The sequence below is a fragment of the Salegentibacter echinorum genome (assembly GCF_900129445.1).
GTDB lineage: Bacteria > Bacteroidota > Bacteroidia > Flavobacteriales > Flavobacteriaceae > Salegentibacter > Salegentibacter echinorum.
Genome location: NZ_FQVT01000003.1, coordinates 400,650 through 425,383 on the forward strand (window position 1 = coordinate 400,650; position 24,734 = coordinate 425,383).

Annotated in this window: 24 protein-coding genes and 2 tRNA genes; 19 read left to right on the top strand and 7 right to left on the bottom strand. The window is 36.1% G+C overall.

Going from position 1 to position 24,734, the window contains the following annotated elements; genetic code table 11:
• Positions 1 to 479 precede the first annotated feature (479 nt).
• Positions 480 to 1,451, top strand: a complete 972-nt coding sequence (locus tag BUA71_RS07685) for an ROK family protein (RefSeq protein ID WP_072878340.1) — start codon at positions 480 to 482, stop codon at positions 1,449 to 1,451.
• Positions 1,452 to 1,672: 221 nt separating this feature from the next.
• Here BUA71_RS07685 and BUA71_RS07690 read toward each other — a convergent pair whose 3' ends face one another.
• From BUA71_RS07690 to BUA71_RS07705, 4 genes are all read right to left on the bottom strand, one after another.
• Positions 1,673 to 2,548: a hypothetical protein gene (locus tag BUA71_RS07690; protein ID WP_072878342.1), complete on the bottom strand. Its 876-nt coding sequence runs from the start codon at positions 2,546 to 2,548 to the stop codon at positions 1,673 to 1,675.
• A gap of 176 nt (positions 2,549 to 2,724) precedes the next feature.
• On the bottom strand, positions 2,725 to 3,042 hold the full coding sequence (locus tag BUA71_RS07695; RefSeq protein WP_072878344.1) for a hypothetical protein: 318 nt from the start codon (positions 3,040 to 3,042) through the stop codon (positions 2,725 to 2,727).
• An 89-nt stretch (positions 3,043 to 3,131) separates the two neighbouring features.
• Complete coding sequence (locus BUA71_RS07700) at positions 3,132 to 3,770, bottom strand: outer membrane beta-barrel protein (RefSeq protein WP_072878346.1); 639 nt, start codon at positions 3,768 to 3,770, stop codon at positions 3,132 to 3,134.
• Positions 3,771 to 3,831: 61 nt separating this feature from the next.
• Entirely contained in the window at positions 3,832 to 4,392 is a 561-nt protein-coding gene (locus BUA71_RS07705) for a membrane lipoprotein lipid attachment site-containing protein (RefSeq protein WP_072878348.1), read from the bottom strand.
• A 202-nt stretch (positions 4,393 to 4,594) separates the two neighbouring features.
• Between BUA71_RS07705 and BUA71_RS07710 the strand changes: the two genes are divergently transcribed.
• Positions 4,595 to 4,891, top strand: a complete 297-nt coding sequence (locus tag BUA71_RS07710; protein WP_072878350.1) for a transposase — start codon at positions 4,595 to 4,597, stop codon at positions 4,889 to 4,891.
• A gap of 97 nt (positions 4,892 to 4,988) precedes the next feature.
• Here BUA71_RS07710 and BUA71_RS07715 read toward each other — a convergent pair.
• The 3 genes from BUA71_RS07715 to BUA71_RS07725 all read right to left on the bottom strand — a co-directional run bounded on the left by BUA71_RS07715 (position 4,989) and on the right by BUA71_RS07725 (position 6,817).
• Positions 4,989 to 5,063, bottom strand: a tRNA-Pro gene (locus tag BUA71_RS07715).
• Between the two features lie 296 nt (positions 5,064 to 5,359).
• Positions 5,360 to 5,442, bottom strand: a tRNA-Ser gene (locus BUA71_RS07720).
• A gap of 136 nt (positions 5,443 to 5,578) precedes the next feature.
• Complete coding sequence (locus BUA71_RS07725) at positions 5,579 to 6,817, bottom strand: NAD(P)/FAD-dependent oxidoreductase (protein WP_072878352.1); 1,239 nt, start codon at positions 6,815 to 6,817, stop codon at positions 5,579 to 5,581.
• Between the two features lie 174 nt (positions 6,818 to 6,991).
• Between BUA71_RS07725 and BUA71_RS07730 the strand changes: the two genes are divergently transcribed.
• The 17 genes from BUA71_RS07730 to BUA71_RS07810 all read left to right on the top strand — a co-directional run bounded on the left by BUA71_RS07730 (position 6,992) and on the right by BUA71_RS07810 (position 24,616).
• Complete coding sequence (locus tag BUA71_RS07730) at positions 6,992 to 8,524, top strand: flexirubin biosynthesis tyrosine ammonia-lyase FlxA (RefSeq protein WP_072878438.1); 1,533 nt, start codon at positions 6,992 to 6,994, stop codon at positions 8,522 to 8,524.
• Positions 8,525 to 8,580: 56 nt separating this feature from the next.
• On the top strand, positions 8,581 to 9,312 hold the full coding sequence (gene fabG / locus BUA71_RS07735) for a flexirubin biosynthesis SDR family reductase FlxB (protein ID WP_072878354.1): 732 nt from the start codon (positions 8,581 to 8,583) through the stop codon (positions 9,310 to 9,312).
• 1 nt (position 9,313) lies between these two features.
• Positions 9,314 to 10,192 carry an LpxL/LpxP family acyltransferase gene (locus BUA71_RS07740; protein WP_072878356.1) on the top strand — a complete coding sequence of 293 codons (879 nt, stop codon included), beginning with the start codon at positions 9,314 to 9,316 and terminating at the stop codon, positions 10,190 to 10,192.
• Between the two features lie 51 nt (positions 10,193 to 10,243).
• Positions 10,244 to 10,693, top strand: a complete 450-nt coding sequence (locus tag BUA71_RS07745) for a hotdog family protein (protein ID WP_072878358.1) — start codon at positions 10,244 to 10,246, stop codon at positions 10,691 to 10,693.
• 12 nt (positions 10,694 to 10,705) lie between these two features.
• Positions 10,706 to 11,125: an acyl-CoA thioesterase gene (locus tag BUA71_RS07750; RefSeq protein WP_072878360.1), complete on the top strand. Its 420-nt coding sequence runs from the start codon at positions 10,706 to 10,708 to the stop codon at positions 11,123 to 11,125.
• Positions 11,125 to 12,270 (top strand): beta-ketoacyl synthase N-terminal-like domain-containing protein, encoded by a 1,146-nt coding sequence (locus tag BUA71_RS07755; protein WP_072878362.1) that lies wholly within the window; start codon positions 11,125 to 11,127, stop codon positions 12,268 to 12,270. The genes BUA71_RS07750 and BUA71_RS07755 overlap by 1 nt, the downstream gene beginning before the upstream one ends.
• Positions 12,271 to 12,891 (top strand): 3-oxoacyl-ACP synthase, encoded by a 621-nt coding sequence (locus BUA71_RS07760; protein ID WP_072878364.1) that lies wholly within the window; start codon positions 12,271 to 12,273, stop codon positions 12,889 to 12,891.
• Positions 12,866 to 13,123, top strand: coding sequence for a phosphopantetheine-binding protein (locus BUA71_RS07765; protein WP_245812554.1), 258 nt, complete (start codon positions 12,866 to 12,868; stop codon positions 13,121 to 13,123). Before BUA71_RS07760 ends, BUA71_RS07765 begins: the two co-directional genes overlap by 26 nt.
• A gap of 3 nt (positions 13,124 to 13,126) precedes the next feature.
• Entirely contained in the window at positions 13,127 to 14,317 is a 1,191-nt protein-coding gene (locus tag BUA71_RS07770) for a beta-ketoacyl-[acyl-carrier-protein] synthase family protein (RefSeq protein WP_072878367.1), read from the top strand.
• A complete protein-coding gene (locus BUA71_RS07775) occupies positions 14,307 to 15,365 on the top strand; it encodes a beta-ketoacyl synthase chain length factor (protein WP_072878369.1) in 1,059 nt (352 codons plus the stop codon). Before BUA71_RS07770 ends, BUA71_RS07775 begins: the two co-directional genes overlap by 11 nt.
• Positions 15,366 to 15,462: 97 nt before the next feature.
• Positions 15,463 to 16,125, top strand: coding sequence for a polysaccharide deacetylase family protein (locus BUA71_RS07780; protein WP_245812555.1), 663 nt, complete (start codon positions 15,463 to 15,465; stop codon positions 16,123 to 16,125).
• Complete coding sequence (locus BUA71_RS07785; protein WP_072878371.1) at positions 16,112 to 16,732, top strand: flexirubin biosynthesis/transport protein LolA2; 621 nt, start codon at positions 16,112 to 16,114, stop codon at positions 16,730 to 16,732. The genes BUA71_RS07780 and BUA71_RS07785 overlap by 14 nt, the downstream gene beginning before the upstream one ends.
• A 57-nt stretch (positions 16,733 to 16,789) precedes the next feature.
• Entirely contained in the window at positions 16,790 to 17,155 is a 366-nt protein-coding gene (locus BUA71_RS07790) for an ApeI family dehydratase (RefSeq protein WP_072878373.1), read from the top strand.
• A 158-nt stretch (positions 17,156 to 17,313) separates the two neighbouring features.
• A complete protein-coding gene (locus tag BUA71_RS07795) occupies positions 17,314 to 18,516 on the top strand; it encodes a DUF2062 domain-containing protein (RefSeq protein WP_072878375.1) in 1,203 nt (400 codons plus the stop codon).
• A 97-nt stretch (positions 18,517 to 18,613) separates the two neighbouring features.
• Positions 18,614 to 21,589: an MMPL family transporter gene (locus BUA71_RS07800; RefSeq protein ID WP_072878377.1), complete on the top strand. Its 2,976-nt coding sequence runs from the start codon at positions 18,614 to 18,616 to the stop codon at positions 21,587 to 21,589.
• Positions 21,590 to 23,263, top strand: a complete 1,674-nt coding sequence (locus BUA71_RS07805) for a C45 family autoproteolytic acyltransferase/hydrolase (RefSeq protein ID WP_072878379.1) — start codon at positions 21,590 to 21,592, stop codon at positions 23,261 to 23,263.
• A gap of 96 nt (positions 23,264 to 23,359) precedes the next feature.
• Entirely contained in the window at positions 23,360 to 24,616 is a 1,257-nt protein-coding gene (locus BUA71_RS07810; protein ID WP_072878381.1) for a flexirubin biosynthesis putative acyl-CoA ligase FlxY, read from the top strand.
• Positions 24,617 to 24,734 lie beyond the last annotated feature (118 nt).

Genomic DNA, 24,734 nt, shown 5'->3' on the forward strand with positions numbered 1-24,734 from the left:
CTAAGATTAATATCTATGATTTTAATCTTTTTGAATAAAATTCCACTTTCTATTTTGTACAAATAACTACCCCCATTTGGGCAAGTACACGAGTTTTTGTGCCGGCTTACCCTGGAATTAATTGGAAAAATTTTTATGCGGAATAAGAATAGCTATTCCTAACTCAAGAATTTAAAAGTGAAAATTCCGGATTTCTAAATATGAGAATACCACGAATTTTAATATTATCCTCGTTTAGCGAAAAATAATGTTATAGTTTAGCATTAACTCTCAGATTAATATTATGATTAATTAGAAAAGTTTTCAGGAAAAAACAAAATTGCCTTAATAGGAAAGCTATTAAGTGATATGTTTTGAATATTTTCCAGTTCTATTCTTACGTGAATTAAGAATGCAAGAATATAGAACGAATGTGACTATTATCATAATGAAAAATCTAATTTCTGAATACATTTGAATTGAAACAATATAAAGACATTATGGATCTAGTAGCTGGTATAGATATAGGAGGTACCAAAACCAAAATAGGCCTGGTAAATAAGGATGGAAAATCAATAAATAACACATATTTTAGAACACGGGAATTTGAAGATCTGGATGATTATTTAGATAAGGTTAAAGATACCGTTGATAAATTAGTTAACGACTGCGAACACGAGGTAAATCTTTTAGGATGTGGAGTAGGGGCCCCCAATGCTTCCAGCCGGACAGGTTGTATAGAAAATGCTTCCAACCTTGCCTGGAAAGGTCGCGTTCCCTTAGTAGCTAAATTAAAAGATCGCATTAATTTGCCTATTCGCGTGATGAATGATGCCAATGCTGCTGCAATGGGAGAGATGCTCTTTGGTAATGCTAAAGGCCTGGAAGATTTTATCTTGCTTACCCTTGGCACCGGGTTAGGTTCTGGTATTGTGGCCAATGGTCAAATCATAGAAGGTTCTGGGGGACTCGCAGGTGAACTTGGTCACGTGGGTTTAACTGTAGAAGAAGGTAGATATACGGGAGTTGGCGTACAGGGCGGCCTGGAAGCTTATGTTTCAGCAACGGGGCTTAAACGCACTATCTTGCATATGCAAAGCAAATATACCGAAGACAGCCGATTTAGGGATATTGCATTTAATGATTTGCACGGTGAGGATATAACCAAAGCGGCAGAAGAAGGGGACTTTATAGCTTTAAAAGCCTTTGATTATACTGCTGAAATATTGGGGATGGCGCTGGCCAATTTTACCGCTTTTACCCAGCCTGAAGCTATATTTCTTTTAGGCGGACTCGTAAACAGCGGAAAATGGATACTTGATCCATTGGAGAAATATTTTGATCAATACTTAATGGAGGCTTATAAAGGAAAAGTTGAACTTAAATTTTCTGGACTTCCGCCGGCTAGTGCCGCTATCTGTGGTGCTGCAGCCTTGATATGGGAATTGGATAAAAAGAAGCTGGCTATGTAAGATTGGGAAAAATAGGATAGAGAACACCTTAAAAAAGCATTTTCATAAATATTTATAGCTCTTTTAACCTTGAACTTAAAAAAGATTTTGGCTGAAAGCTGTATTGGCAATTCTCACTGAAATCGGGATATCTATTAACTATTATCAACTTTTTGAAGGATGTAGTTTTTGGTTTATATAGAAAAAAGTTTTAGAAAAGTATTAGCTGTTTTCTGAACCAATTATATCTCCAAAACTGCCACGAATTGAAGCGGAGGTACTTCCTTTAATTCAAGGGTTTCGTCATTATAGCTACCTTCAATAGGTTTAAAATAAGATAGATCACAAGGGATTTTGGTGAGCTCTGCTGTAAAATCAACCTTAATAGTTTTATCAAGATCATCTAAATGAATGACGTATTGGAACGTGGCTTCATTTGGTAGAAATAAATTTAGCGAGTTGTCCAATGCTCTAATATCGGCATCGGGATTTGCAAATTCATCGGCAGGAACAAACTCAAAGTCTGCATTTGAAAAATCACCTTCTACATTTATGTTAGTTGGATCTATGGTTTTATTATCAATTAGATTATTACCCGAGCTATCAACTAACCTGATAAACAACAAGGGGAATGCAGGATCAAAAAGTTCGCAATTAATTTCGGCATTTTTTACTTCAGTCAATACTTTAATTTCTTTTCCCTCTGGTAATTTGGGAATCAGTCTATGATAGGTAATATTTGGAGCTACCGTTGCGATATTTTGATTAAAAATCACCTTTAAAACATATTCACCTGTTCTGCAATCATCTGTGAATTGGTAATCAATAGAACTATTTCCAGATGTTAATCCCTTTTTTCCAACTATCAAATCATAAGTAGTAAAATCAATATCTGGAATGCAATTACCAGATACCTGGTTAGTAAAATCCGCCTGATTCCGAATTACAGTAAAATCATCAGTGAGTTCCACTTCCAGGCTATTTTTTGTATTCGTACACCCGTATTCACGCTCTAAGCTGGTTGTATTTATAGGATTTTCCATGCAGTCCTTATCATCATTACTACAGGAAGTAATTGAAAGTAATAATATCAGAAAAAATAATATTCTAAACTTCATCGTTTTAATTTTACATGTTTTTATTTTTCATCAGAAACATCCTATCTTTTTTCAGTATTTTGTAGCAGTTAATGTTTTGAATTCTAGATCTTTTCATTTTTCAGAGCCTTACTATTTCTGCTGAATTTTGGGTGAGTTTTATAAAATAGGCTTTTCAGATTCTATTAATTTTAAAATTAAATTTTAACAAGCTCTATAATTTTTATTCTTTTTAGAGGCCCTGAAAAGCCACAATTTTTTCTTTCATCAGTTAATTGATATTTTAACCTCGCCTCAAATTTAATTTCAGAGTATTCACCTGGTAGATTGTCTGTAGTATAAGAATTATTATCCTTGGTTAATATAGAATATAAGCAATTATCTAATTCAGATTCATCAATAAAAATTGTGACATTTTCTGTTATTAAATTCTTAGAATTTGCATACTCAGAATCATCTTTGTCACAACTCATAAAAAGAATAAACAAACAGAATAAAAGACTGAAATTTTTCATTGTATTGAAGTTTAAATTACTTGCAAAACGCTAGTAAGAATAATTTTTTATTTACACTATCTAAAATACTACCCTAAGCATATTGAATATTATTTTATATGGTAATTAATTTTTAAAAAGAAACTATTTGTCCTTAGCTTAAATTTATCTGCTTTGTATAAACTAGTTATAGCAGCTTGATATTTATAACCTATGCCTGCCCCAAAATTTTCTAAAAAATCATAATACAAGGAACCTCCAACAAAGGCTTCTAAAAAGTATCCTTTACTTTTTATCCTAATAGTATTCTTAACCTCAAAATTATTTTTTAAACCTCCTGTTAAAGTTGGTTTCAATTTACCCGTTAGCAAAGAATAATTAAAAGAAACGGGAACAACCAAAAACCTTTGCTCTATGATTTCCAGAAGTGGGGTAGAGGGAATATTACATAAAAAACAAGCATGGTACGCTCCTGTAAAGTCCTTGTTGGCGTAAAGAATTCCAAAAGATAACATTAGTTTTTCTGTAAAATAGTAATTAGTTTTTAGTCCTAAACTGTAATTGTTTTGGTCGAATTCTATCTCATAGGCATTACCCCCTTCCATTAATATATTATCCATTCCATCGCTATCACTTGAGACAGATAAATTATCAATAGAAAATTCAATTCCGAAGCTCCACGGCGTATCCTGCTGAGCATTAACGCCAAATTGCAGTAATAAAAAGCTTATAAACAATACTTTTTTCATAAATCTATTTCAGGTTTGTAATGGTGATGAAGTAAATAACGATTTTCTGTAAGGTTTTTAATTATTCATTATGAGGTACAATATCAGCTATATAACTGAGTTCAGCCCAATCTACTATTTCATGATTTTCAAACCTACTTTTCCATTCTTTCTCTTTGCCTTCTGGCACATAAAAACGGACAATCCCGCTATTTAATTCAGTATTATGTTTTTCATTGAGTTTTAATCCTTCCATGGTTATAAGCCAATCATTCTGATATTCCAGCTTATCTATTCCAAAAAGTTTTGGGAATATAGTTATTTGATTTGTCTGATAATGCAGGTAGCCTGTAACAAACCAATTTATCCCGTCGTTTGTATAAGGCTTCTTATTGAGGAAGTCCAAAACATATTGTAAACTATCCGATGGCAGGTTTGAGGTGAAAGTCAGTGAATTAAGTTTATCTACTTTATGATCAAATTGATTGATAAAGTGGAAAGTCTCCTTAATAGCTGTTCCACTTTTAATTCCAACGGCTATTTCTTTAGGAACGAATTCCCGGGTATCTACGTCTGCATCATCATTTGAAGAGCACCCGGATAATATTCCTAGAAACGAGATTAGGATGATTAATTTTTTCATAATTAATGACTTCTTAATTAAGAGATGCACCTTCTATCAATTGGTTGCGTTAAATCACTATCAACTTATGATTAAATATTTATTTAAGCTATTTTATTTTTAAACTTGGGGATATATAGGTTCGCTTAAACTGATTTTCGCTTAGGGATGATTGTAATAATTCATCTAAATATATATATATGAGATTTTTTTGTCAAAAAGAGTGCGAAAAGTAAACAACCTCAGGAATATCTTCAACCAAACAAAAAACAAAGGTGTAGCTTTTACAAAACTAGCTCACTGGTATAAAGAAGTAGAAGAGTCTGGTTTTAAAAGCTTCAATACGGTAGCCAATAGTATCTACTTAAACTACCATTTCATATTAAACTACTTTACAAATCGCAGCACCAATGCCTCAGCAGAATCTTTTAATGCTAAAATAAAAGCCTTTAGAGCACAATTAAGAGGAGTAAGAAGGACAGAATTCTTTTTATACCGGCTGCAGAAATTATTCGCCTAAAACATAGAAATTGTTCTTGATTCGAGTTACCTCATAAAGGAATATCAATTTTCAAAAATAAAAAAGCCCAAAATCAAACAGATTTTGGGCTTTAAAGTCGGGGTGGCAGGATTCGAACCTGCGGCCTCCTGCTCCCAAAGCAGGCGCGATAACCGGGCTACGCTACACCCCGAATGGTGTAAATTTGTAGTGTAGTTTACCCCGAGCGAAGTCGAGGGGCTACACCCCGAGTAATTTATTTATCGCGACCGGGCGCGATGTTCGGGTAGAGCTTGTTTCAATTATAAAACTGTATAACCGAAGAGCTAAAACCCGAAAAGTTCAGCTCGCAACCGGTGCGATACTGAAAATTTTTAGTCTTTCCGATCCAAAATATCTTTAAAAAATAATCCGGGAGACGGAGGAAGTTTATCCCTATCTTTTCCATAAGAAAAGGAGAATAAAAAATCCACAGACTAAAAAACCGTGCGGAGAGACCGGGATTCGAACCCGGGCATCCAAAAAGGATGACAGCTTAGCAGGCTGCTGCATTACCACTCTGCCACCTCTCCAATGTTATAAGAACGTGCAAACAATTTTGCGGTTGCAAATGTAGCTTTTACTTACATAGCTTCCAAACTTTTTTGGGGAAAGAATACAATAAAAATATACTTATTTCTCAATCCCTTTATCATCAGATTCTTATGCTTAAATTTTTAAATTTTCCTGATCAATCATTTTGGCGACATTTTTTATAATCCTTCTGTGGTTTTTTACAAATGGATTTTTTCTGTCCCAAACGTAGCCGGCAAGTACAGCACAAATTTGTTCTTTTATTTCCTGTTTTGGAGAATCGTAAAAAAATAACTTTTGTAAATTTCCTGTGTACCATTCTTTTACATAGCTGGAAAATACCCGGGTACCGTTTTCCATATAATCGGCATAGTCGATTTGCCAATCTACATTTTCTCCCTGCAGCTGTTTTAGCGCGAGTTTTGCTGCTTTTAAACCAGATTCGGTGGCAAAAGCTACACCCGATGAAAATATAGGGTCTAAAAACTGGGCACTATTGCCGGTTAAAACGTAACCTTCTCCAAATAATCTTTTTACCCCTTTAGCGATGTTAGGCAGCTTCACCGGTTCAAATAAGAAAGGATAATCTTCAAAACGACCATTATAGTAATCTAGCTTTTTCAACATCGTTTTAAAAGCTTTTGTATTATCATTGCTAAATTGTGAAAACCAGTTATTATTCCCAACAAAACCAAGACTGGTGTTTCCATTGGAAAACGGAATATACCAAAACCAGGTTTTTGTATTTATAACTTCAAATGTAATAAGTTCTCCTTCTTTGCCGCGTGGCCGCCCGGTTTCTTTTATATGAGTAAATATAGACGAATTTCCGGTTACTTTGGGAGTAGCATTTAGTCCTAATTGATTGGCAAGGACCCTGCCGTTTCCGCTGGCATCAATAATAAAATTGGCAGTAATTTGAAGCTTGGTTCCATTTTTTTGTAAAACTTCAGTCCTGGACCTTTTCGATTCAAATTCTACTTTTTTTACTTCAGTATTAAATAAGATTTTAACTCCTTTTCGTATGTTCTCTTCGGCCAAAGCCATATCAAAATCTGCACGGGGTGCCTGCCAGGTCCAATCCCAACCCTTGTCAAATTTCTGAGCAAAATCAAACTCGCCAATTTTCCTTTCCTTTATAAATCTGGCGCCAAATTTTTTCTGAAATCCTTCTTTTTGTAAAGCCGATAATAATCCCGCTTCTTTAAAATTTTCCATGCTTTTTGGCAATAAACTTTCACCAATGGTAAAACGCGGAAATTCATTCTTTTCAATAACCAGGCAATCAATACCGTGTTTTTGCAAATAACCGGCAGCTACCATGCCAGAAGGACCGGCGCCGATAATTAATATATTTGTATTTCGTTTTTCCATATTCAAACTAAAACTGACAATTTTAAATATGGCTTAAATATAGTACATTTGTTAACGAAATTGCATTTTTATAAGTTTAACAGCAATTCAAAATGCTTTATGAAAAATGATTCCGGCTCTTGGTCGGGATATTTATTTAATCCCTTTTTTAGGGTTTTGAAATCCACACTTTTTATGCCCCAAATTAAAAATGCTCTTAGCCTGGAAGATTTTTATGCAGTTTTATTTGAAAATGCTGAAATTCAGGTTGCCCCCCAAAAACTGGATACCATAAAGGCTGCATTTAACTTTTTAGAAGATTTTGCTAAAGATAAGGTGATTTATGGAGTAAATACCGGTTTTGGACCTATGGCGCAATACAAAATTGAAACTTCTAAGCGTCTTGATTTACAACTCAATCTTATTAGAAGCCACGCTGCCGGTAGTGGAAAACCAATGTCGCCGCTTTATGTAAAAGCTTTAATGATGGCTCGTCTCAATACACTTTCCCTGGGGAAAAGCGGTGTTCATCAATCTGTAGTAAAGGTATTAAAGCAATTAATTAATAAGAATATCACACCGCTTATTTTTGAGCACGGTGGAGTAGGAGCTTCCGGCGATCTTGTGCAGCTTGCTCATTTAGCTTTGGTGCTTATTGGTGAAGGCGAGGTATTTTATAAAGGAAAAAGAAGGCAGACCGGCGAAGTTTTTTCCGAAGAAAAAATAGAGCCAATCAGCATTAAAATTAGAGAAGGATTAGCGTTAATGAACGGTACTTCGGCGATGACCGGTATTGGGATTCTCAACGTAATATATGCCCGGCGTTTATTAAACTGGTCAGTGTTTTGCTCTTCGGCACTCAATGAAATTGTAAATGCTTATGACGATCATTTTTCAGCAGAACTCAATGCTGCTAAAAAACATAAGGGGCAGCAAGCAATCGCAAAAATGATGCGGGAGCATTTAAAAGACAGCAAACTTACACGAAACCGAAAGGAACATTTATATAATAACGCAGCCAATAAAAGCAGCTATTTTGAAGAAAAAGTTCAGGAGTTTTATAGTCTGCGCTGTGTTCCGCAAATTTTAGGCCCGGTTTACGATACGCTAAATAACACCGAAAAGATTCTTTTAGAGGAAGTAAACTCGGCCAACGATAATCCTATTATAGATGTAGAAAATGAGCAGGTTTACCACGGCGGAAATTTTCACGGTGATTATGTCGCCTTAGAAATGGATAAGTTAAAAATAGTGATTACCAAATTGAGTATGCTTGGGGAGCGTCAACTCAATTACCTTTTAAATAATAGGTTGAACGATTTATTGCCGCCTTTTCTCAATTTGGGAAAATTAGGACTAAATTTTGGGATTCAAGGTGCACAATTTACAGCCGTATCTACTACAGCTGAAAATCAAACGCTCGCTAACCCAATGTACATTCACAGTATTCCCAATAATAATGATAACCAGGATATTGTGAGTATGGGGACCAACGCGGCCAATATTTGTAAAACCACGATAGAGAATGCCTTTGAGGTGCTTGCCGTAGAAATGCTTGCCATTGTCCAGGCAATACGTTGCTTGTATTGTAATGAGAAGCTATCTACAAAAACCCGGGCGGTATTAAAGGAATTGGAACCTATTATTCCTGAAATAAAAAATGATGCCCCACTGTATAAAGTTATTACTGAAGTAAAGGAACATTTAAAAAATAATCAGGTATATTAAACTCAGTTAAACACTAAACCTCAAAAAGTTTAAACTGATAACTCTCAACCAAACTTATGAAATACGCCCTCGTTACCGGTGCTTCCCGCGGAATTGGAAAGGCAATTGCCATAAACCTTGCGAAAACACATCATTACAATATTATACTGAATTATCGCAGCAATACAGAAGCTGCCATTAAAACTAAGAAGCTTATAGAGAAAGAAGGTGTCATTTGTGAACTACTTCAATTTGATGTGGCAAATACTGAAAATAGCAAAAATAGACTTGAAGAATTTGCTAAAAACAATCCTGAAGCAACCATTGAAGTGATTGTAAATAATGCCGGGATTACCCGGGACGGTCTGTTCATGTGGATGAAAAGCGAGGATTGGAATTCGGTAATTAACACTAACCTAAACGGATTTTACAATGTGACCCAGCCACTATTGAAAAAGTTGTTACAACATCGTTATGGCAGGATTATCAATATTGTTTCGCTCTCGGGCTTAAAAGGGAATGCAGGGCAGGTGAATTATTCGGCGGCAAAAGGCGCTGTTGTGGCAGCCACAAAAGCGCTCGCACAGGAAATTGGTAAGCGAAAGATTACTGTAAATGCGGTTGCCCCGGGATTTATTACTTCAGACATGAGCGCCGATTTTGATGAAAAAGAACTGAAAAAATTGATCCCGCTTAATCGCTTTGGCGAAGCAGAGGAGGTGGCAGATCTTGTAAGTTTTTTGGCTTCAGAAAAAGCAGCTTATATTACCGGGGAAGTAATTAATATTAACGGCGGACTCTACACTTAAAATGGCAAATTGGCAAGGGAAATCCCGCGGCACTGTTTTGGGCTTGCGAATCTATGTATTTATCTTAAAGAAAACCGGGCTTCGTGCCTCTTATTTTTTACTGATTTTTGTGTGCCTGTATTTTGTTTTTTTTGCCTTTAATTCAACCAAAAGCGTTTATTATTTATTTCGGAAACGATTAAATTATGGCCGGTTAAATGCCGCTTTTAATGTTTATAAAAGTTATTTTACCTTCGGAAAGATTCAAATAGACCGGCTGGCGATGACAGTGGGTTTAAAGCACAAATATAGCTTTGAATTTGATGGTATTGAAAATATTGAAAACCTTCTGAAACAGAAAAATGGGGGCATATTGCTTACCGCTCATATTGGCAATTTTAATTTAGCCAGGCATTTTATAGAAAAAGAGGATAATCTTCCAAATATAAACATGGTTGTGAGTGATTTGGAACATGAGGAGATTAAAAACTATTTGGCGTCGGTCACGGGAAAATCAACGATTAAAATAATTGTGCTGAAAGATGATTTTTCACATATTTTTAAAATGAAAACCGCCCTTCAAAATAATGAGTTACTGCTTTTTGCGGCAGATAGGTTTATGGAAAACTCTAAAACCTATACGAGAGAATTTATGGGAAAGCCTGTGCAATTTCCGCAGGGCCCATTTAAATTAGCAGCGCGTAATAAAATCCCCGTTCTTTTTGTGCATATTATGCGGGAGAAAAATTTTCACTATCATTTTTATGCCAGGCCGTATAATTCTAAAGAAAATAATGTAGAAAATCTATTAAAAGCCTATCTTGATAACCTGGAGGCAATGTTGCGAAGATATCCGCATCAATGGTATAATTATTATGATTATTGGAATGATTTCAGTTAAGCACAAATTTTCGGTAACTTTCAGCTTAAATTTAAATAACTCGATGAAATAATGGCAGAGAATTTACTTAAAGAACCTATATTAGAATTAGACCGCATTTTGCGTTTAATTCCGCAGAAACCTCCATTTGTAATGGTAGATAGTCTGTTGGAATACACCAATCTTACCGGCAAGACCGGTTTTAAAATCACGAGTGATAATATTTTAGTAGAAAATTCTATTTTTTCTGAACCAGGGCTTATTGAACATATGGCTCAAAGTATGTCGTTGTGGAGAGGATACCAGGGATTTACCAGCGGTTTAGATAAACCTCAAACCGGGTTTATTGGCGCAATAAAATCTGTTGAAATTCTAAGTTTGCCAAAAGCTGAAACCCAACTTTATACCTATGTAGAGATTTTACATGAAATTATGAACGTAACTTCGGTAGCCGCCCGTACCGAGGATAAGAATGGGAATGTTTTAGCGACTTCAGAAATGAAAACGGTCACGGTAGATTAACCCGCGTCAATTATGTTAGAAAAATCCTTAACCACAGTTACAAAACTTAAAGTTAGATTTCAGGAATGTGATTCCCTGCAAATTGTATGGCACGGTAATTACCTAAAATACTTTGAGGAGGCTCGGGAAGACTTTGGCAGGGAACACGGGATTTCTTACCTGGACGCTAAGAAAGCGGGATATTCCACGCCCATTGTGAAATTTTCTTGCGAGCATAAATTGCCATTACAATACAGTGACGTTTTTAGAGTAGAAACCAGTTTTAAAAATTGCGAAGCTGCCAAAATGATTTTCGGTTACAAAATATTTAAGGGAGAAGATTTGATTTGTACCGGTGAAACTGTACAGGTATTTTTAAATAAAAACAGAGAATTAGTTTTAAATAATCCACCGTTTTTCCAAACCTGGAAGGAGAAAATGAAACTGCTTTAATGGAGAAACTTTATTTGTTAGACGACGCCATTATTTCCCCGCTTGGTTTTTCTACGGAAGAAAATATGCATCAGCTTAGAATGGGAAACTCTGGGTTAAGCATACAAAAACCAAAAAAACCGGAAGCAAAGCCAATTTGTGCGGGAATTATAGAAGATGCTAAAATAGATCGTGAATTTGCGAAAATTGGTAAGCTTGAAGAATTCACTAAACTGGAGAAAATGGCCATATTGGCAATTCATTCAGTTTTAAAGCGGAACAGGAGTTTAGACTTTTCTAATACGCCGCTAATAATTGCTACCACCAAAGGAAATATAGATCTACTGCAAACGTCTAAAGGTTTTGATAAAAACCGTATTTATTTATCGGAATTCTCCCGCCAAATATCCAATTTCTTCGGGTTTAAACAACCGCCAATTACAATTTCCAACGCCTGTATTTCAGGCGGTCTGGCGCTTGTTGCGGCAAAAAGATTAGCTGCTGTTAGAAAATTTGAAAATGCGATAGTTTTGGGAGCCGATCTGGTTAGCGACTTTGTAGTTTCGGGGTTTAACTCCTTTCAGGCTTTGAGTAGTGAACCCAGCAAACCATTTTCAAAAGCAAGGGAAGGTATAAATTTAGGCGAAGCTGCTGCAGCAATGTTAGTGAGTACAAAAAAACCTAAGCGTAAATCTTCGGTGAGTTTAATAGGCGAGGCAAGTGTAAACGATGCCAACCACATCTCGGGTCCTTCCAGAACCGGGGAAGGACTTTTTAGAAGTATGCAGAAGTCCATTAAAATGGCTGGGATTTCTTCAAAGAAAATAGACTTTATCTCCGCACATGGCACCGGCACAAAATATAATGATGAGATGGAAGCTATTGCTTTTAACCGGGCTGGTTTGGAACAGGTGCCAGTGAATAGTATAAAGGCTTTCTACGGGCATACGCTTGGCGCCAGTGCACTCCTGGAAAGTATTTTAAATAAACATAATATGCTGAATAACGAAGTTTTTGCTTCAGCTAATTTTGAAGAATTGGGCGTTTCCAAACCGCTTAATATCATAACCGAAAACACAGATATCGAACTCAAATATGCTTTAAAAACAGCTTCGGGTTTTGGCGGGTGCAATCTGGCAATGGTTTTTCAAAAAGAGGAATTATAAATGCAGAAGGAATTATACATAAAACATTGGGTAAAGATAAAAGCAGGAAAAATCTTTGATGTGGAAGAAACTTTTTTAGCAACCGAAGAAAAAGACTTAAACACTTTTTTAAAATTAGGGTATCAAAGACTGCAAATTTCCTATCCTAAATTTCATAAAATGGATGGCCTGTCGAAATTGGGAATCCTGGCAAGCGAAATTATTTCCCGCAAACATAGTTTTTCAAAAGAAACAGCTTTAATTTTTTCTAATGCAGCTTCCTGTCTTGAAACCGATGAGGAATTTCAGAATAGTATGCAGAATTTTCCTTCACCTGCCACTTTTGTTTATACTTTGCCCAACATTGTTTTGGGCGAGCTTAGTATAAGACACGGCCTGCAGAGTGAAAATTCTTTTTTTGTTAGTCCGCAATTTGATGCTGCATTACTGGTAGATTACAGCACAAATCTTATAAATACTAAAATGGCTCCCCAGGTGCTTTGTGGTTGGATAGACTTGCAAAGTGGGGAATATGATGTATTTTTGTGCCTAATTTCTTCGGAAGGAAAAACCCAGTTTTCTGAAGAAATGCTTAGAAAAATATATTATGCTGAAAATGACAGACCTACACACCGAACTTAAAGAAAGTATCGTAGAACAGCTAAATCTTGAAGAAATGGAGCCCGCCGATATTAGCGATGAAGAACCGCTTTTTGGAGATGGCCTGGGCCTGGACTCTATAGATGCCCTGGAGCTTATTGTGCTTTTGGAAAAAGACTACGGGATTAAACTTACCGAACCCGAACAAGGTCGTGAAATTTTTGTTTCCATTAATAAAATGGCGCAATTTATTGAAGAGAACCGAACCAAGTAATATATGAACAAGGGGGTTGCCATTACCGGAATGGGGATTGTATCTGCTATTGGCAGCAATACCGCCATGAATTATGAAGCGCTTGTTTCTGGTAAAAGTGGCATAGATTATCCTAAAAATCTTTTAACTAAACATAAAGATTTGCCGGTTGGCGAAATAGCGCTTACCAATAAGGATATGGCTGAAAAGCTTAGGTTGCCTAAAGATCATCTTTATACCAGGGCTGCCTTATTGGGCGTGACGGCCATTAAAGAAGCGGTTGAACAATCCCGGCTAAAAATTGACTCGCACACCGGGTTGGTTTCTGGGACCAGTGTAGGTGGAATAGACGCCACCGAAAAATTCTTTACAGAATTCGCTGCTGGAAACTCAGAAAATAAAGAATTTATAAGAGCGCAGCATCCCGGTTTTACTACGCAAAAAATTGCCGATTATTTTGGAATCACCGGTTTTGTATCTACCATTAGTACAGCTTGTTCCTCAAGCGCCAACGCAATAATGTTGGGTGCCAGGTTGATAAAAGCCGGTAAATTGAAACGCGTTATCGTGGGCGGCACCGATTGTCTCACCAGGTTTACGCTAAATGGTTTTAACTCTTTAAAAATTTTATCTAAAGAACCATGCCAGGCTTTTGATGAAAATAGATACGGCTTAAACCTGGGCGAAGGTGCAGCTTATCTTATTTTAGAAGCAGAAGATGAGATTAAGGATAGAGAAGTTTTGGGTAGGCTTAAGGCTTATGGTAATAGTAATGACGCGTTTCATCAAACTGCTTCTTCGGCAGATGGGGAAGGGGCTTATTTAGCAATGCAAAAGGCGTTAATCACAGCCAACATTCCATTAAATGCAATAGACTATATTAATGCGCATGGAACAGGAACAAAAAACAATGATGCGGCAGAGAGTGTTGCTTTACAGCGAATTTTTAATAATGAAGTTCCAAAGTTTAGTTCAACAAAAGCTTTTACCGGTCATGCCCTGGCTGCTGCGGGGGCCCTGGAAGCCGTCTATAGTTTATTAAATATTAAGAAGAGTCAAATTTTTCCAAACTTAAATTTTTCTCATCCAATGCAGAGTAGTGATCTTATTCCGGTTACTAAATTAGAGCAACAAAAGGTGAATACGGTTTTATCTAATTCTTTTGGCTTTGGCGGGAATTGTACTTCTTTAATTTTTGCCAGGGATGAAAAATAAGATTTACATAACCGGAATAGGCGGTATTTCTGCGCAAAAGAATGATTTTGCTGAAAATCCTTTGGTTTATGAGCAACTAATTTTTAAAGCACATACGCCAAATTTTAAAGAATTTATAAAGCCTATGGCACTTCGGCGTATGTCACAGGCTGTGAAAATGGGCGTTACCACGGCTTTATTGGCTTTAAAGGATGCCAAGGTTGAGCTGCCGGAAGCCATAATTACCGGGACGGGAGAAGGCTGTAAAAAAGATACCGAAAGGTTTTTGGAGAAACTTTTAGATCAGCGAGAAGATTTATTAAATCCTACACCGTTTATTCAATCTACCCATAATACTATTGGTGGACAGATAGCGTTGCACCTGGGTTGCAAAAATTACAATGTCACTTATTCCCAAAATTCAGCATCCCTGGAAAGTGCATTTATAGATGCCCAATTATTACTTAGTGAAAACCCAAAATCAAATAATATTCTGGTAGGTGGGGTAGATGAGGTTTCAGAAGTAATTTCGGGGTTTAGGAACCTGGATCAACAATTAAAGACAAAAAAGATTAAAAACCTCGATCTTTTTAAAGATGATAGCCCCGGAACCATAGCTTCAGAAGGTTCGCATTTCTTTTTATTAACTTCAGAAATAAAAGAAAGCACCTATGCTGAGTTAATTGATTTGGGTATAATAAATTCTGTTTCTACACAAGGTTTAACTTCAGAAGTTGAAAGTTTTCTTACCAACAACCAATTAAAACCGGAGGATATTGATGTCGTGATCTTAGGGAATAATGGGGACAATCGCTTTGATCATTTTTATGAAAATTTACAGCAGGGAATATTTAAAAACACTCAGCAATTAGTGTATAAACACTTGATTGGGGAGTATGAAACAGCAACTGGTTTTGCATTTTTATTGGCCGCTAATATTTTAAAATCTGGTGAAATCCCCGGTATTTTAAAAGCAAATAACATTCCTGAAGTTAAAACGAAGAATATTCTTATCTACAATCAGTATCTTGCCCGGGATCATAGCTTATCTTTACTGCGTGCCGTTTAAAATTGCAAATAAACTAATTATCTCGCTTCTACTCCTGGGAGTGGGTTTGGCATTTTTTGGGTTGCTTCCTTTTTGGGAAATACTATCAATAATTTTTATGTATCTTCTTTTTTTGCTGGTAGTCTCAACTAATGTAAGATTCAATTTTTTTGTGCATTCTTATAGTAGGAATTCTAAAATACAGGAGAAGAAAATAGCCATTAGTTTTGATGATGGTCCTTCGGAAATAACCCCGGCTATTTTAAAGATTTTACATCAATATGAAGCTAAAGCAGGTTTTTTTTGCATTGGTAAAAACATTGAAGCTTTCCCTAAAATCTTTAACCAAATAATTGCTGAAGGTCATCTGGTAGGAAACCATACCTATAGCCATACCCGGAAAATGGGGTTACTTGGGGTTAAAAAATTGGTATGGGAAATTGAAGAATGCAACAGGATTGCTTTAGAAACAGGGCAGGTGAAAATGAAGTTATTTAGACCGCCATTTGGGATTGTAAATCCAAAAACCAAAAAAGCATTAGATAAAACAGGGTTAACTTCGGTAGGATGGAGCATACGTTCTTTTGACGCCATTCTTTCTTCAGAAGAATTAATTTTAAGCAGAATAAAAAAACGAGTAAAGCCCGGGGCAGTTATTCTTTTGCACGATAATAATGCTAAAACTGTTAACATATTGGAACAGTTGTTGCTATTTTTGCATGAAAATCAATACGAGCTGGTAAGGCCCGATAAATTACTGGAAATTAATGCGTATTCTTAGTCTATTATTGCTTTTATTAAGCCTGAATCTTATTGCACAAGATAGGTTGTCTAAGTCTCAGGTTGCCGAGTTTCAAAAAGAAATTACAACAAAAACAAATGACCTGCAGAGCCTGGAAGCCAATTTTATTCAAACAAAAAGGATAAAAATGATTACGGGCGAAAATATTAGTAAGGGGAAACTATATTACAAAGCACCAAAGACTTTAAAGTGGGAATATGCCGAGCCAAAAGTGTACGAACTTCTTTTTATAGATGGAGAATTACATTTAAAAGACGTTGGAGAGAAAAGCAGGAGAAATTTAGGCTCCAACAAACTTTTTGACAAAATGGCCAAACTTATTACCGGGAGTGTAAATGGAAAATTGCTTCAGGATAATGAGAGTTTTGAGGTTTCTTACAGTAGGTGCGAAGGAAAAGTGCAGGCCCTAATTATTCCGAAGGATGCGCAGCTACAAGAAATGTTTTCTGAAATTCACTTACTTTTTAATACCAAAAAAGTAGTTGAAAAAGTGAGTTTAATGGAACAATCTGGCGATGCCACTATTATTGATTTTAAGGATATTAAGGTGAATCAACCAATTCCCGACTCAATTTTTAATCCGTAATAATCAACTTACCTAATTTAACCTTATTTTAGTCGTTAAACTTTAATCAACCGGATTATGCTTTTGAAAGACTTTTATACCCTTGAAAATACCACCAGGGAGGACGGGAAATTTCTTACTGAAATTAAAATTAATAAAGATCATGAGGTTTATAAAGGTCATTTCCCCGGTAGACCGGTAACCCCAGGAGTTATTTTAATGCATTTGTTTAAAGAAGAAGCAGAGCGTATTACTGAAAGTAAACTACAGTTGATAAAAGGAAATAACGTTAAATTTATAGCCGTTGTAGACCCTAATGTAGATGCACACCTTATTCTTGAAAGTGAAATTACCACTAAGGAAGATGAAATTAAACTTAAAGGTGTGGCAAAAACTTCTACCGGGATATCTTTAAAAATTAATTCACTGTATAAAAAAGTATAAAATATTATACGGTTTCAATTAGTTTAAATTTTTAATTCCATCTGTAGGGTTTTGGGAAAAAATGTAGTAAGAAATTGAGAATAATATCCAAAACATTATTGGAGTACTTGCACCCGAAATAACCTATTTATACTTTTGCACTTTTAAAGCTATTTAATTTGAACCAGCGACCTATATACCAATCGAGATTTGAAGCTTTAAATTGCTGCATTCTTATCCCTACCTATAATAATGAAAAAACCCTGGGAAGCGTGCTGCAGGATTTGCTTTTATATACCTCTAATTTAGTGGTTGTTAACGACGGTTCTACAGATAGCACTTCGGAAATCTTAGAGGATTTTAACGAAATAAATATTCATCATTTTAGTGAAAACAAGGGTAAAGGAGCTGCTTTAAAAAAAGGGTTTAAACTTGCTGAAGATTTAGGTTATGAATATGCCATAACTATAGATTCAGATGGGCAACATTACCCAGATGATCTGGATGTATTTCTATCTCATTTAGAAAATAAGAAACCAGATCGGGAAATTCTTTTAGTTGGAGATAGAAATATGGGGCGCGATGGTATTCCCGGCAAAAGTAGCAAGGGAAATAGGTTTTCTAATTTTTGGTTTTTGGTGGTCACCGGCACGCAATTACACGACACCCAAAGTGGTTACCGTTTATATCCCTTACAGATTATCAATTCAATTAAACTTTATACTCATAAATTTGAGTTGGAAATTGAAGTGATTGTAAAAGCTGCCTGGAGAAAAGTAAAAGTTAGAAATGTACCCATTAAAGTTTTTTACGAAGAGGAAAACCGGGTTACCCATTTTAGACCATTTTGGGATATTACCAGGATTACCCTGCTTTATATTTGGTTTGTTTTAGTTAGTTTTTTCTATATTCATCCCAGAGATACCTATCAGGATTTTCGTAAAAAAGGTTACAAGCGTTTTTGGAAAGAAAATATTATTAAAAGTCAGGAGCCGGCACATAAGAAAGCTGCGGCTATTGCGCTGGGTGTTTTTGTGGGAATCTTACCGTTTTGGGGGCTGCATACGTTGCTGGTTTTTACGCTGGCTGCGATGTTGAGACTTAATAAAGTGGTGGCATTTTTGTTTAGTAATATTAGTATTCCGCCTTTAATTCCATTTATTGTTTACGCCAGCTATCAAGCCGGTTCTTTAATAACCGGCCGGGGATTTGCCTGGGAACTACGCCCCGAAGATTTCGATTCTACTACAGATATTTTTATGGGCTTATGGCAATATGTTATAGGTAGTTTTGCCCTGGCAGGAATTGCTGCAGTAGTGCTATGGATTGTGTTTTATTTCTTATTTTCGATCACAAACCAAAAACAGGTAGTAAAACCTTAACTCACATAAGTCACATCATTGATAAAAAATAGTTCATTGTGTAGTTAAATTTATTGCTTTAGACCATTTAGTGATTTTGATGAATAACCCGGATTAAATGCATAAGTATTTTCTTAAACTTTACTATTTCTTCCGAAGGCAGAAAACGCTTGGTTTTTTGTTATTGGGACTTTTTATATTTGGTGGCAGTTACTTTGCCAGTAAAATCAATCTGGAAGAAGATATTACTAAATTGGTGCCATCGGGAGAAAAGCAGCAGGTACTTCAGCAAGTTTTAGATCACACAGATTTCTCAGATAAGCTTATTATCGCCGTTTCTTCAGAAAGTAAGAATCCCGATGAATTAACAGCTTATGCCGATAAGCTTACCGACTCGTTAAATGAGAAACTGCCGGAGTATATCGATAAGATTCAAGGTCGCGTTCCAGAAGCCGGAATTCTGGAAGTCTATGACTTTGTGTATGAAAATTTGCCTTTATTTCTTAATTCAAAGGATTATTGCGAAATCTCAAATAGGCTGGAAAACGATAGCATAAAGAAACGTGTGGAAAAGGCTTATAATGATCTCATGTCTCCTACCGGCTTTGTCACCAAACATTTTATTTTTAAAGATCCACTGGGGATTAATAATATAGGTTTAAAAAAGTTACGCGAACTCCAGGTTGAAAAAGGTTTTAAAATCTACAATGATTATTTACTCACTAGCGATGAAAAACATGTTTTACTGTTTATTAGTCCAAAATACCCGGCTTCAGAAACAAATCAGAATGAAGCCTTTATAGATGGTTTAGATCACATTATCACTACCCTCAATAAAGATTCCCAGGTAAAGGGCGATTATTTTGGGGGTGTATTATATGCCCTGGCCAACGCAAAACAGATTAAAAAAGATATTCAGCTTACTTTAAGTATTGCTTTTTCTATTTTATTAGTGTTGCTTATAGTGTATTATAGAAAGTTTTATATCCCGCTTTTACTGTTCCTACCCAGTATTTTTGGTGCTCTTTCCGCGATTAGTTTGCTTTATTTTTTTAAAGGTAGTGTTTCGGCGATTTCCCTGGGAATAGGTGCTGTTTTACTGGGAATTAGCTTAGACTACGCCTTGCATATCCTTACACATTTTAGGCATAATAGCAATGTGGAAATTTTATACAGGGATGTGACCAGGCCTATTTTAATGAGTAGTTGTACTACAGCTATCGCTTTCTTATGTCTTTTATTTGTAGAGAGTGAAGCCCTTAACGATTTAGGGGTTTTCGCCGCGGTAAGCGTGCTTACAGCTTCATTTTTTTCCCTGCTTTTAATTCCTCATTTTTACAAACCTAAACCAAAAAAAACTAAAGCAGGCACTAATTGGCTGGACAGGATTGCAGCAATTAGGTATTATAAAAATAAGGTTCTATTGGGATTGGTGGGGCTATTATTTATAGTAGGTTTATTCCTCTTTAATTCGGTTGGCTTTAACAAAGACTTATCCCAACTTAATTATAAACCCAATAAAATTCAGGAATCTGAAAATGAAATCTTAAACATTGCCGGGCGCGCCGCCAATACAACATATTTGGTTTCTTATGGAAATGATATAGAGAAGGCTTTATTGGAGAATAATGAACTGTATGAGAAACTACAAAAATTTAAGAACCAGGGCAAAATAGAGAATTTTAGTAGTATTGGTGGGGTAGTACTTTCTACCGATAAACAACTTGAAAAAATAGAAAGCTGGGATTCTTTTTGGTCTAATGCAAAAATTAATAGTACTAGACAGGCGCTTATTCGGGAATCGGCAGAGTTGGGTTTTAAACCGGCGAGTTTTAATCGGTTTTACAATCAACTTAATAAAGATTTTAATACCATCCTCTTAGATGATTACCGGCAGGTAAAAAGTCTGTATTTAGACGATTTTATAGATAGAAGTCCCGGGTTTTCTACAGTAACCAGCACTGTAAGCTTAGAAAATCCAGATCCCGAAGTGATTGCCAATCTCGAAACACAGGATGGGGTGATTGCTATAGACAGGAAACAGATGAACGAGAATTTTCTGGGTAGTCTAAAAGAAAAATTTAATACGCTTATTATTTTTTCTGTTATTGCGGTCTTCATAGTGTTATTACTATTTTACCGCAGTTTAATACTTAGCCTGCTTACCTTACTACCTATTGCCGTAACCTGGATTATTACCCTGGGGGTTATGTTGGTTCTTAATATTGAATTTAATATTTTAAACATCATAATTTCCACCTTTATTTTTGGTCTTGGCTTAGATTATAGCATTTTTATTACCAATGCTTCCTTAAAAGAATACGAAACAGGAAAAAAGGTTTTACCTACTTACCAGGCTTCTATTTTGCTTTCTGTTATCACTACCTTACTGGGCGTGGGTTCTCTTATTTTTGCTAAACATCCCGCGTTGCAGTCGGTTTCAACAGTATCTGTAATAGGAATTTTAACAGCAGTAATGGTAAGCTTTGTATGGCAAACCAAGCTATTTCAGGTTTTGTTTATAAAAAGAAAAGCCCGGCAAAAACCCGCTTTTAGTTTTTCCGGATTATTGGCCAAAAAAGGAAGTAAAGAGAAATTGTATATGCAACAAACCGTTTTAGGGAATTATAGGTTTAAAAATTTTTATGTTGAAGTAAGACGAGACTTTCTACAGCATCGGGAACGATTTTTAAAGATTTCCGGTTTTATAACTGAAGGGGAGCAGGTTTTTATGCTGAATAACAATTTTGGAAGTTTCCCGGTATTTTTAAGCAAGAAAAATCCTGAAGCTAATTTTTTTGTTTTTGAGGCTGATACTATAAACCTCGAAAAAGCCAACAACACCCCAACCGCCAATGCTAAAAACATAAATTTTTCATCGGTGCTGCCAGAAGATTTTAAAGGATTTTCGGTATTCATTATCAATAGAAAACCGGAAGCTGAAGTTGAAAAAATACTTAAAGAAGTCATACCACATCACGCCCAAAAAGTGATAATTTTATCTTCAGCATTAGCAACCCGCTGGCTCTTAGACCTTAATTTTAAGATCACTTATCGCCAAAGTAATATTCTGGTATTCGAAAAAGCAGATTAAATGAAATTGAACCGAAAAAAAATACTGTTGCTTTTTGTGATCCCCGTTTTTCTTCATTCCTGCGGTATAAAAAAATCGATGCGCCAAAAACCCGATACAACCGGGATTGAGCGTATAGATACCACGCGAACTGTACATAGCAAAACACATTATAGCATCGGTAAAAACTCGCTATATAAAAATAAATATGGCATTTGGGAACTTTATGTAGAAGGTAACGCCTTAGAACGCGGGATGATAAGTGGTAGCTTAACCCGCGAGTTAATGCACAAGCAGGAAACTGCGTTTATGAATAAAATTTATGAACTAGTGCCAGGCAAATTTTATCGTAATTTTCTAAAGAAAACCGTAGCCTGGTTTAACCGAAAAATGTATCTACACGTCCCAGAAGAATACCAGAAAGAAATTTATGGAACTTCGCTTTTTGGTCTGGAAAAGTATAATGATTTTGCGCCCGCCTACATAAGAATGCTCTATTTTCACGGAGCACATGACATTGGTCATGCCTTGCAGGATTTAATGTTGGTAGGATGTACCTCTTTTGCCGCCTGGGATAAAAAAACAGAAAATGGAGAGTTACTGTTAGGAAGAAATTTCGATTTTTATGCCGGGGATGAGTTTGCAAAAGAAAAGATCGCTGCTTTTATAAATCCAGATAAAGGCCACAAATTTATGATGTACACCTGGGCGGGCATGATTGGCTCAGTAAGCGGATTAAACGAAAAAGGAGTTAGTGTGACCTTAAATGCGGGGAAAAGTAGTATTCCGTTACAAGCAAAGACCCCCATTAGCCTGGTGGCCCGGGAGATTTTGCAATATGCCTCTAATACTCAGGAAGCTATTGCAATTGCTAAAAAACGAGAAGTTTTTGTTTCTGAAGCAATTATGGTGGGGAGTGCTAAAGAACGCAAAGCCATAATTATAGAAGTGGCGCCGCATAATTTTGGGGTTTATGAAGTAGAAAATTCCAACGAACTTATTTGCAGTAATCATTTTCAAAGTGAGCCTTACGCCGATGATAAACGAAATTTAAAAACCATTAAAAACAGCCATACTCAATACCGGTTTGATAAAATGCAATCCTTGCTTGAAAACAAGAACCAGTTGAATCCTAAAAAAGCTGTGTCAATTTTGAGAAACAGAGAAGGTCTGCAAGGAACTAGGTTAGGGATGGGGAATGAACTGGCAATAAACCAACTTCTAGCCCACCACGGTATTGTTTTTAAACCAGAATCCCGAGATGTCTGGGTTTCAGCCAATCCATATCAGCTTGGGGCATTTGTAAATTATAATCTCAGGGAGGTTTTTAAAAAGTTTGAGGCTGGAATTGTTTCTAAGAGTGTGATGAATGTTGAAAAAACCATCGCTAAAGACCCTTTTGTTGAGAGCGAAGCATTTAAAGACTATGAAGCTTACAGAAAATTAAAAACGAAAGTACAGCAAGCGATTTCCGAAGAAAAAAAGCTTCCGGAGGAACAAATTAAGGAGCTACAGTATTTAAATCCGCACTTTTGGAAAGCTTATGCTGTTGCTGGTAATTATTACTTTCAGAAAAAGGAATATAAAAAAGCAATAATTGCATACAAACAGGCGAAAAGGAGGGAAGTAAGTAGTTTGGAGGAAAAGCAATACTTAGAAAAAATGATTCGAAAATGCAATCGCAAGATCAAATGAAACCCGCCTGATGCTGGATACAAAAGATAGCAATACACCGGGAGATGATTATATGCCTGTGATAAATTCCAACATTGAAATTAAAATTATAAACGAATGAAAAACCTTAATGAGCCGGGAGTGCTAATAGCGGGAGTACTAAATCAGTTGGAATATATCGCTGCAAATTCCCCTTTTTATCAAGCGCTTTTTAAGAAGAATGGGATTAATGTTGAAGAAATTAAGGATTACAAAAGTTTTAGAAAACTGCCTGTAACACATAAAGAAGAGCTTCAACTTTATAACGACGATTTTATTTCGGTACCTAAAGCTGAAATAATCGATTATGTGACCACTTCGGGAACATTGGGAAATCCCGTTAGTTTCGCATTAAACGACGCCGATTTAAACAGGCTTGCCGAAAATGAACGCCAATCTTTTGAAATGATAGGAATCACAAAAGATAATACAGTGCAACTAACCACAACTTTAGATAGACGGTTTATGGCGGGGCTGGCGTATTTTTTGGGCTTGCGAAAGCTGGGTGCGGCGGTGATTAGAACAGGAAGCGGACTTCCCGCTTTGCAGTGGGAATCTATAGCTCGGTTTAAACCGGAAATTCTCGTCGCAGTGCCTTCGTTTTTATTGAAAATGATAGATTTTGCGCATAAAAATAATATAGATTTGAAAAAATCATCGGTTAAAACAGCGGTTTGTATAGGGGAGCCTTTAAGAAATCCCGACTTTAGTTTAAACGCTCTTGGCGAAAAGATTAAAAGCTCTTGGGATTTAGAGCTTTTCTCCACTTATGCCAGCACCGAAATGGGCACCGCTTTTACCGAATGTAAAAAACATACCGGAAATCACAGTTTACCTAATCTTATTTATACAGAAGTACTCGACGAAAACCTTCAACCTGTAGCGTTGGGAGAAATTGGCGAGTTGGTGGTCACACCTTTGCAAACTCAAACTATGCCTTTATTGCGTTTTGCAACCGGGGATATGGTGAAATTCTACGGAAGCAATTGTGACTGCAGAAGAAAAAGTAATCGTATTAGTACGCCGGTAGGCCGAAAAAAACAAATGATTAAGTTGAAGGGTACGACGATCTATCCGCAGCAAATTATTAATGTATTAACCGCTTTTAGTAAGTTGGATTTATTTGTGATTGAAGCCAGGTTGGATAAGATGGGGAATGATACGGTTACAATTAAAGTTCCGAATGATTTTGATGATATTTTAGGGCTCGAAGAACATATTCAGGCGGGATTAAATATTAAAATTAAAACAGAAAAAGTAGCGCGCACCCAAATTGAACAATTAAAATTTCCGAAAGAAAGTAGAAAGCCTAAAGTTTTTTACGATTATCGGTAAGTTGAAGATATAGAGTTTTATTTAGAATGAGCTGCTCCTCTGGAGCTCGTTTTCCAGTTCTTACTGTGTTGCTATAAACATGACGCTCTGCCGGAGTTTATAAATTCTGAATAAACGA

Bases quoted from the DNA above. Each gene is read 5' to 3' on its own strand.
- BUA71_RS07685 (WP_072878340.1), top strand. From the start codon at position 480: ATGGATCTAGTAGCTGGTATAGATATAGGAGGTACCAAAACCAAAATA.
- BUA71_RS07690 (WP_072878342.1), bottom strand. From the start codon at position 2,548: ATGAAGTTTAGAATATTATTTTTTCTGATATTATTACTTTCAATTACT.
- BUA71_RS07695 (WP_072878344.1), bottom strand. From the start codon at position 3,042: ATGAAAAATTTCAGTCTTTTATTCTGTTTGTTTATTCTTTTTATGAGT.
- BUA71_RS07700 (WP_072878346.1), bottom strand. From the start codon at position 3,770: ATGAAAAAAGTATTGTTTATAAGCTTTTTATTACTGCAATTTGGCGTT.
- BUA71_RS07705 (WP_072878348.1), bottom strand. From the start codon at position 4,392: ATGAAAAAATTAATCATCCTAATCTCGTTTCTAGGAATATTATCCGGG.
- BUA71_RS07725 (WP_072878352.1), bottom strand. From the start codon at position 6,817: ATGGAAAAACGAAATACAAATATATTAATTATCGGCGCCGGTCCTTCT.
- BUA71_RS07730 (WP_072878438.1), top strand. From the start codon at position 6,992: ATGCCCCAAATTAAAAATGCTCTTAGCCTGGAAGATTTTTATGCAGTT.
- fabG (WP_072878354.1), top strand. From the start codon at position 8,581: ATGAAATACGCCCTCGTTACCGGTGCTTCCCGCGGAATTGGAAAGGCA.
- BUA71_RS07740 (WP_072878356.1), top strand. From the start codon at position 9,314: ATGGCAAATTGGCAAGGGAAATCCCGCGGCACTGTTTTGGGCTTGCGA.
- BUA71_RS07745 (WP_072878358.1), top strand. From the start codon at position 10,244: ATGGCAGAGAATTTACTTAAAGAACCTATATTAGAATTAGACCGCATT.
- BUA71_RS07750 (WP_072878360.1), top strand. From the start codon at position 10,706: ATGTTAGAAAAATCCTTAACCACAGTTACAAAACTTAAAGTTAGATTT.
- BUA71_RS07755 (WP_072878362.1), top strand. From the start codon at position 11,125: ATGGAGAAACTTTATTTGTTAGACGACGCCATTATTTCCCCGCTTGGT.
- BUA71_RS07760 (WP_072878364.1), top strand. From the start codon at position 12,271: ATGCAGAAGGAATTATACATAAAACATTGGGTAAAGATAAAAGCAGGA.
- BUA71_RS07765 (WP_245812554.1), top strand. From the start codon at position 12,866: ATGACAGACCTACACACCGAACTTAAAGAAAGTATCGTAGAACAGCTA.
- BUA71_RS07770 (WP_072878367.1), top strand. From the start codon at position 13,127: ATGAACAAGGGGGTTGCCATTACCGGAATGGGGATTGTATCTGCTATT.
- BUA71_RS07775 (WP_072878369.1), top strand. From the start codon at position 14,307: ATGAAAAATAAGATTTACATAACCGGAATAGGCGGTATTTCTGCGCAA.
- BUA71_RS07780 (WP_245812555.1), top strand. From the start codon at position 15,463: ATGTATCTTCTTTTTTTGCTGGTAGTCTCAACTAATGTAAGATTCAAT.
- BUA71_RS07785 (WP_072878371.1), top strand. From the start codon at position 16,112: ATGCGTATTCTTAGTCTATTATTGCTTTTATTAAGCCTGAATCTTATT.
- BUA71_RS07790 (WP_072878373.1), top strand. From the start codon at position 16,790: ATGCTTTTGAAAGACTTTTATACCCTTGAAAATACCACCAGGGAGGAC.
- BUA71_RS07800 (WP_072878377.1), top strand. From the start codon at position 18,614: ATGCATAAGTATTTTCTTAAACTTTACTATTTCTTCCGAAGGCAGAAA.
- BUA71_RS07805 (WP_072878379.1), top strand. From the start codon at position 21,590: ATGAAATTGAACCGAAAAAAAATACTGTTGCTTTTTGTGATCCCCGTT.
- BUA71_RS07810 (WP_072878381.1), top strand. From the start codon at position 23,360: ATGAAAAACCTTAATGAGCCGGGAGTGCTAATAGCGGGAGTACTAAAT.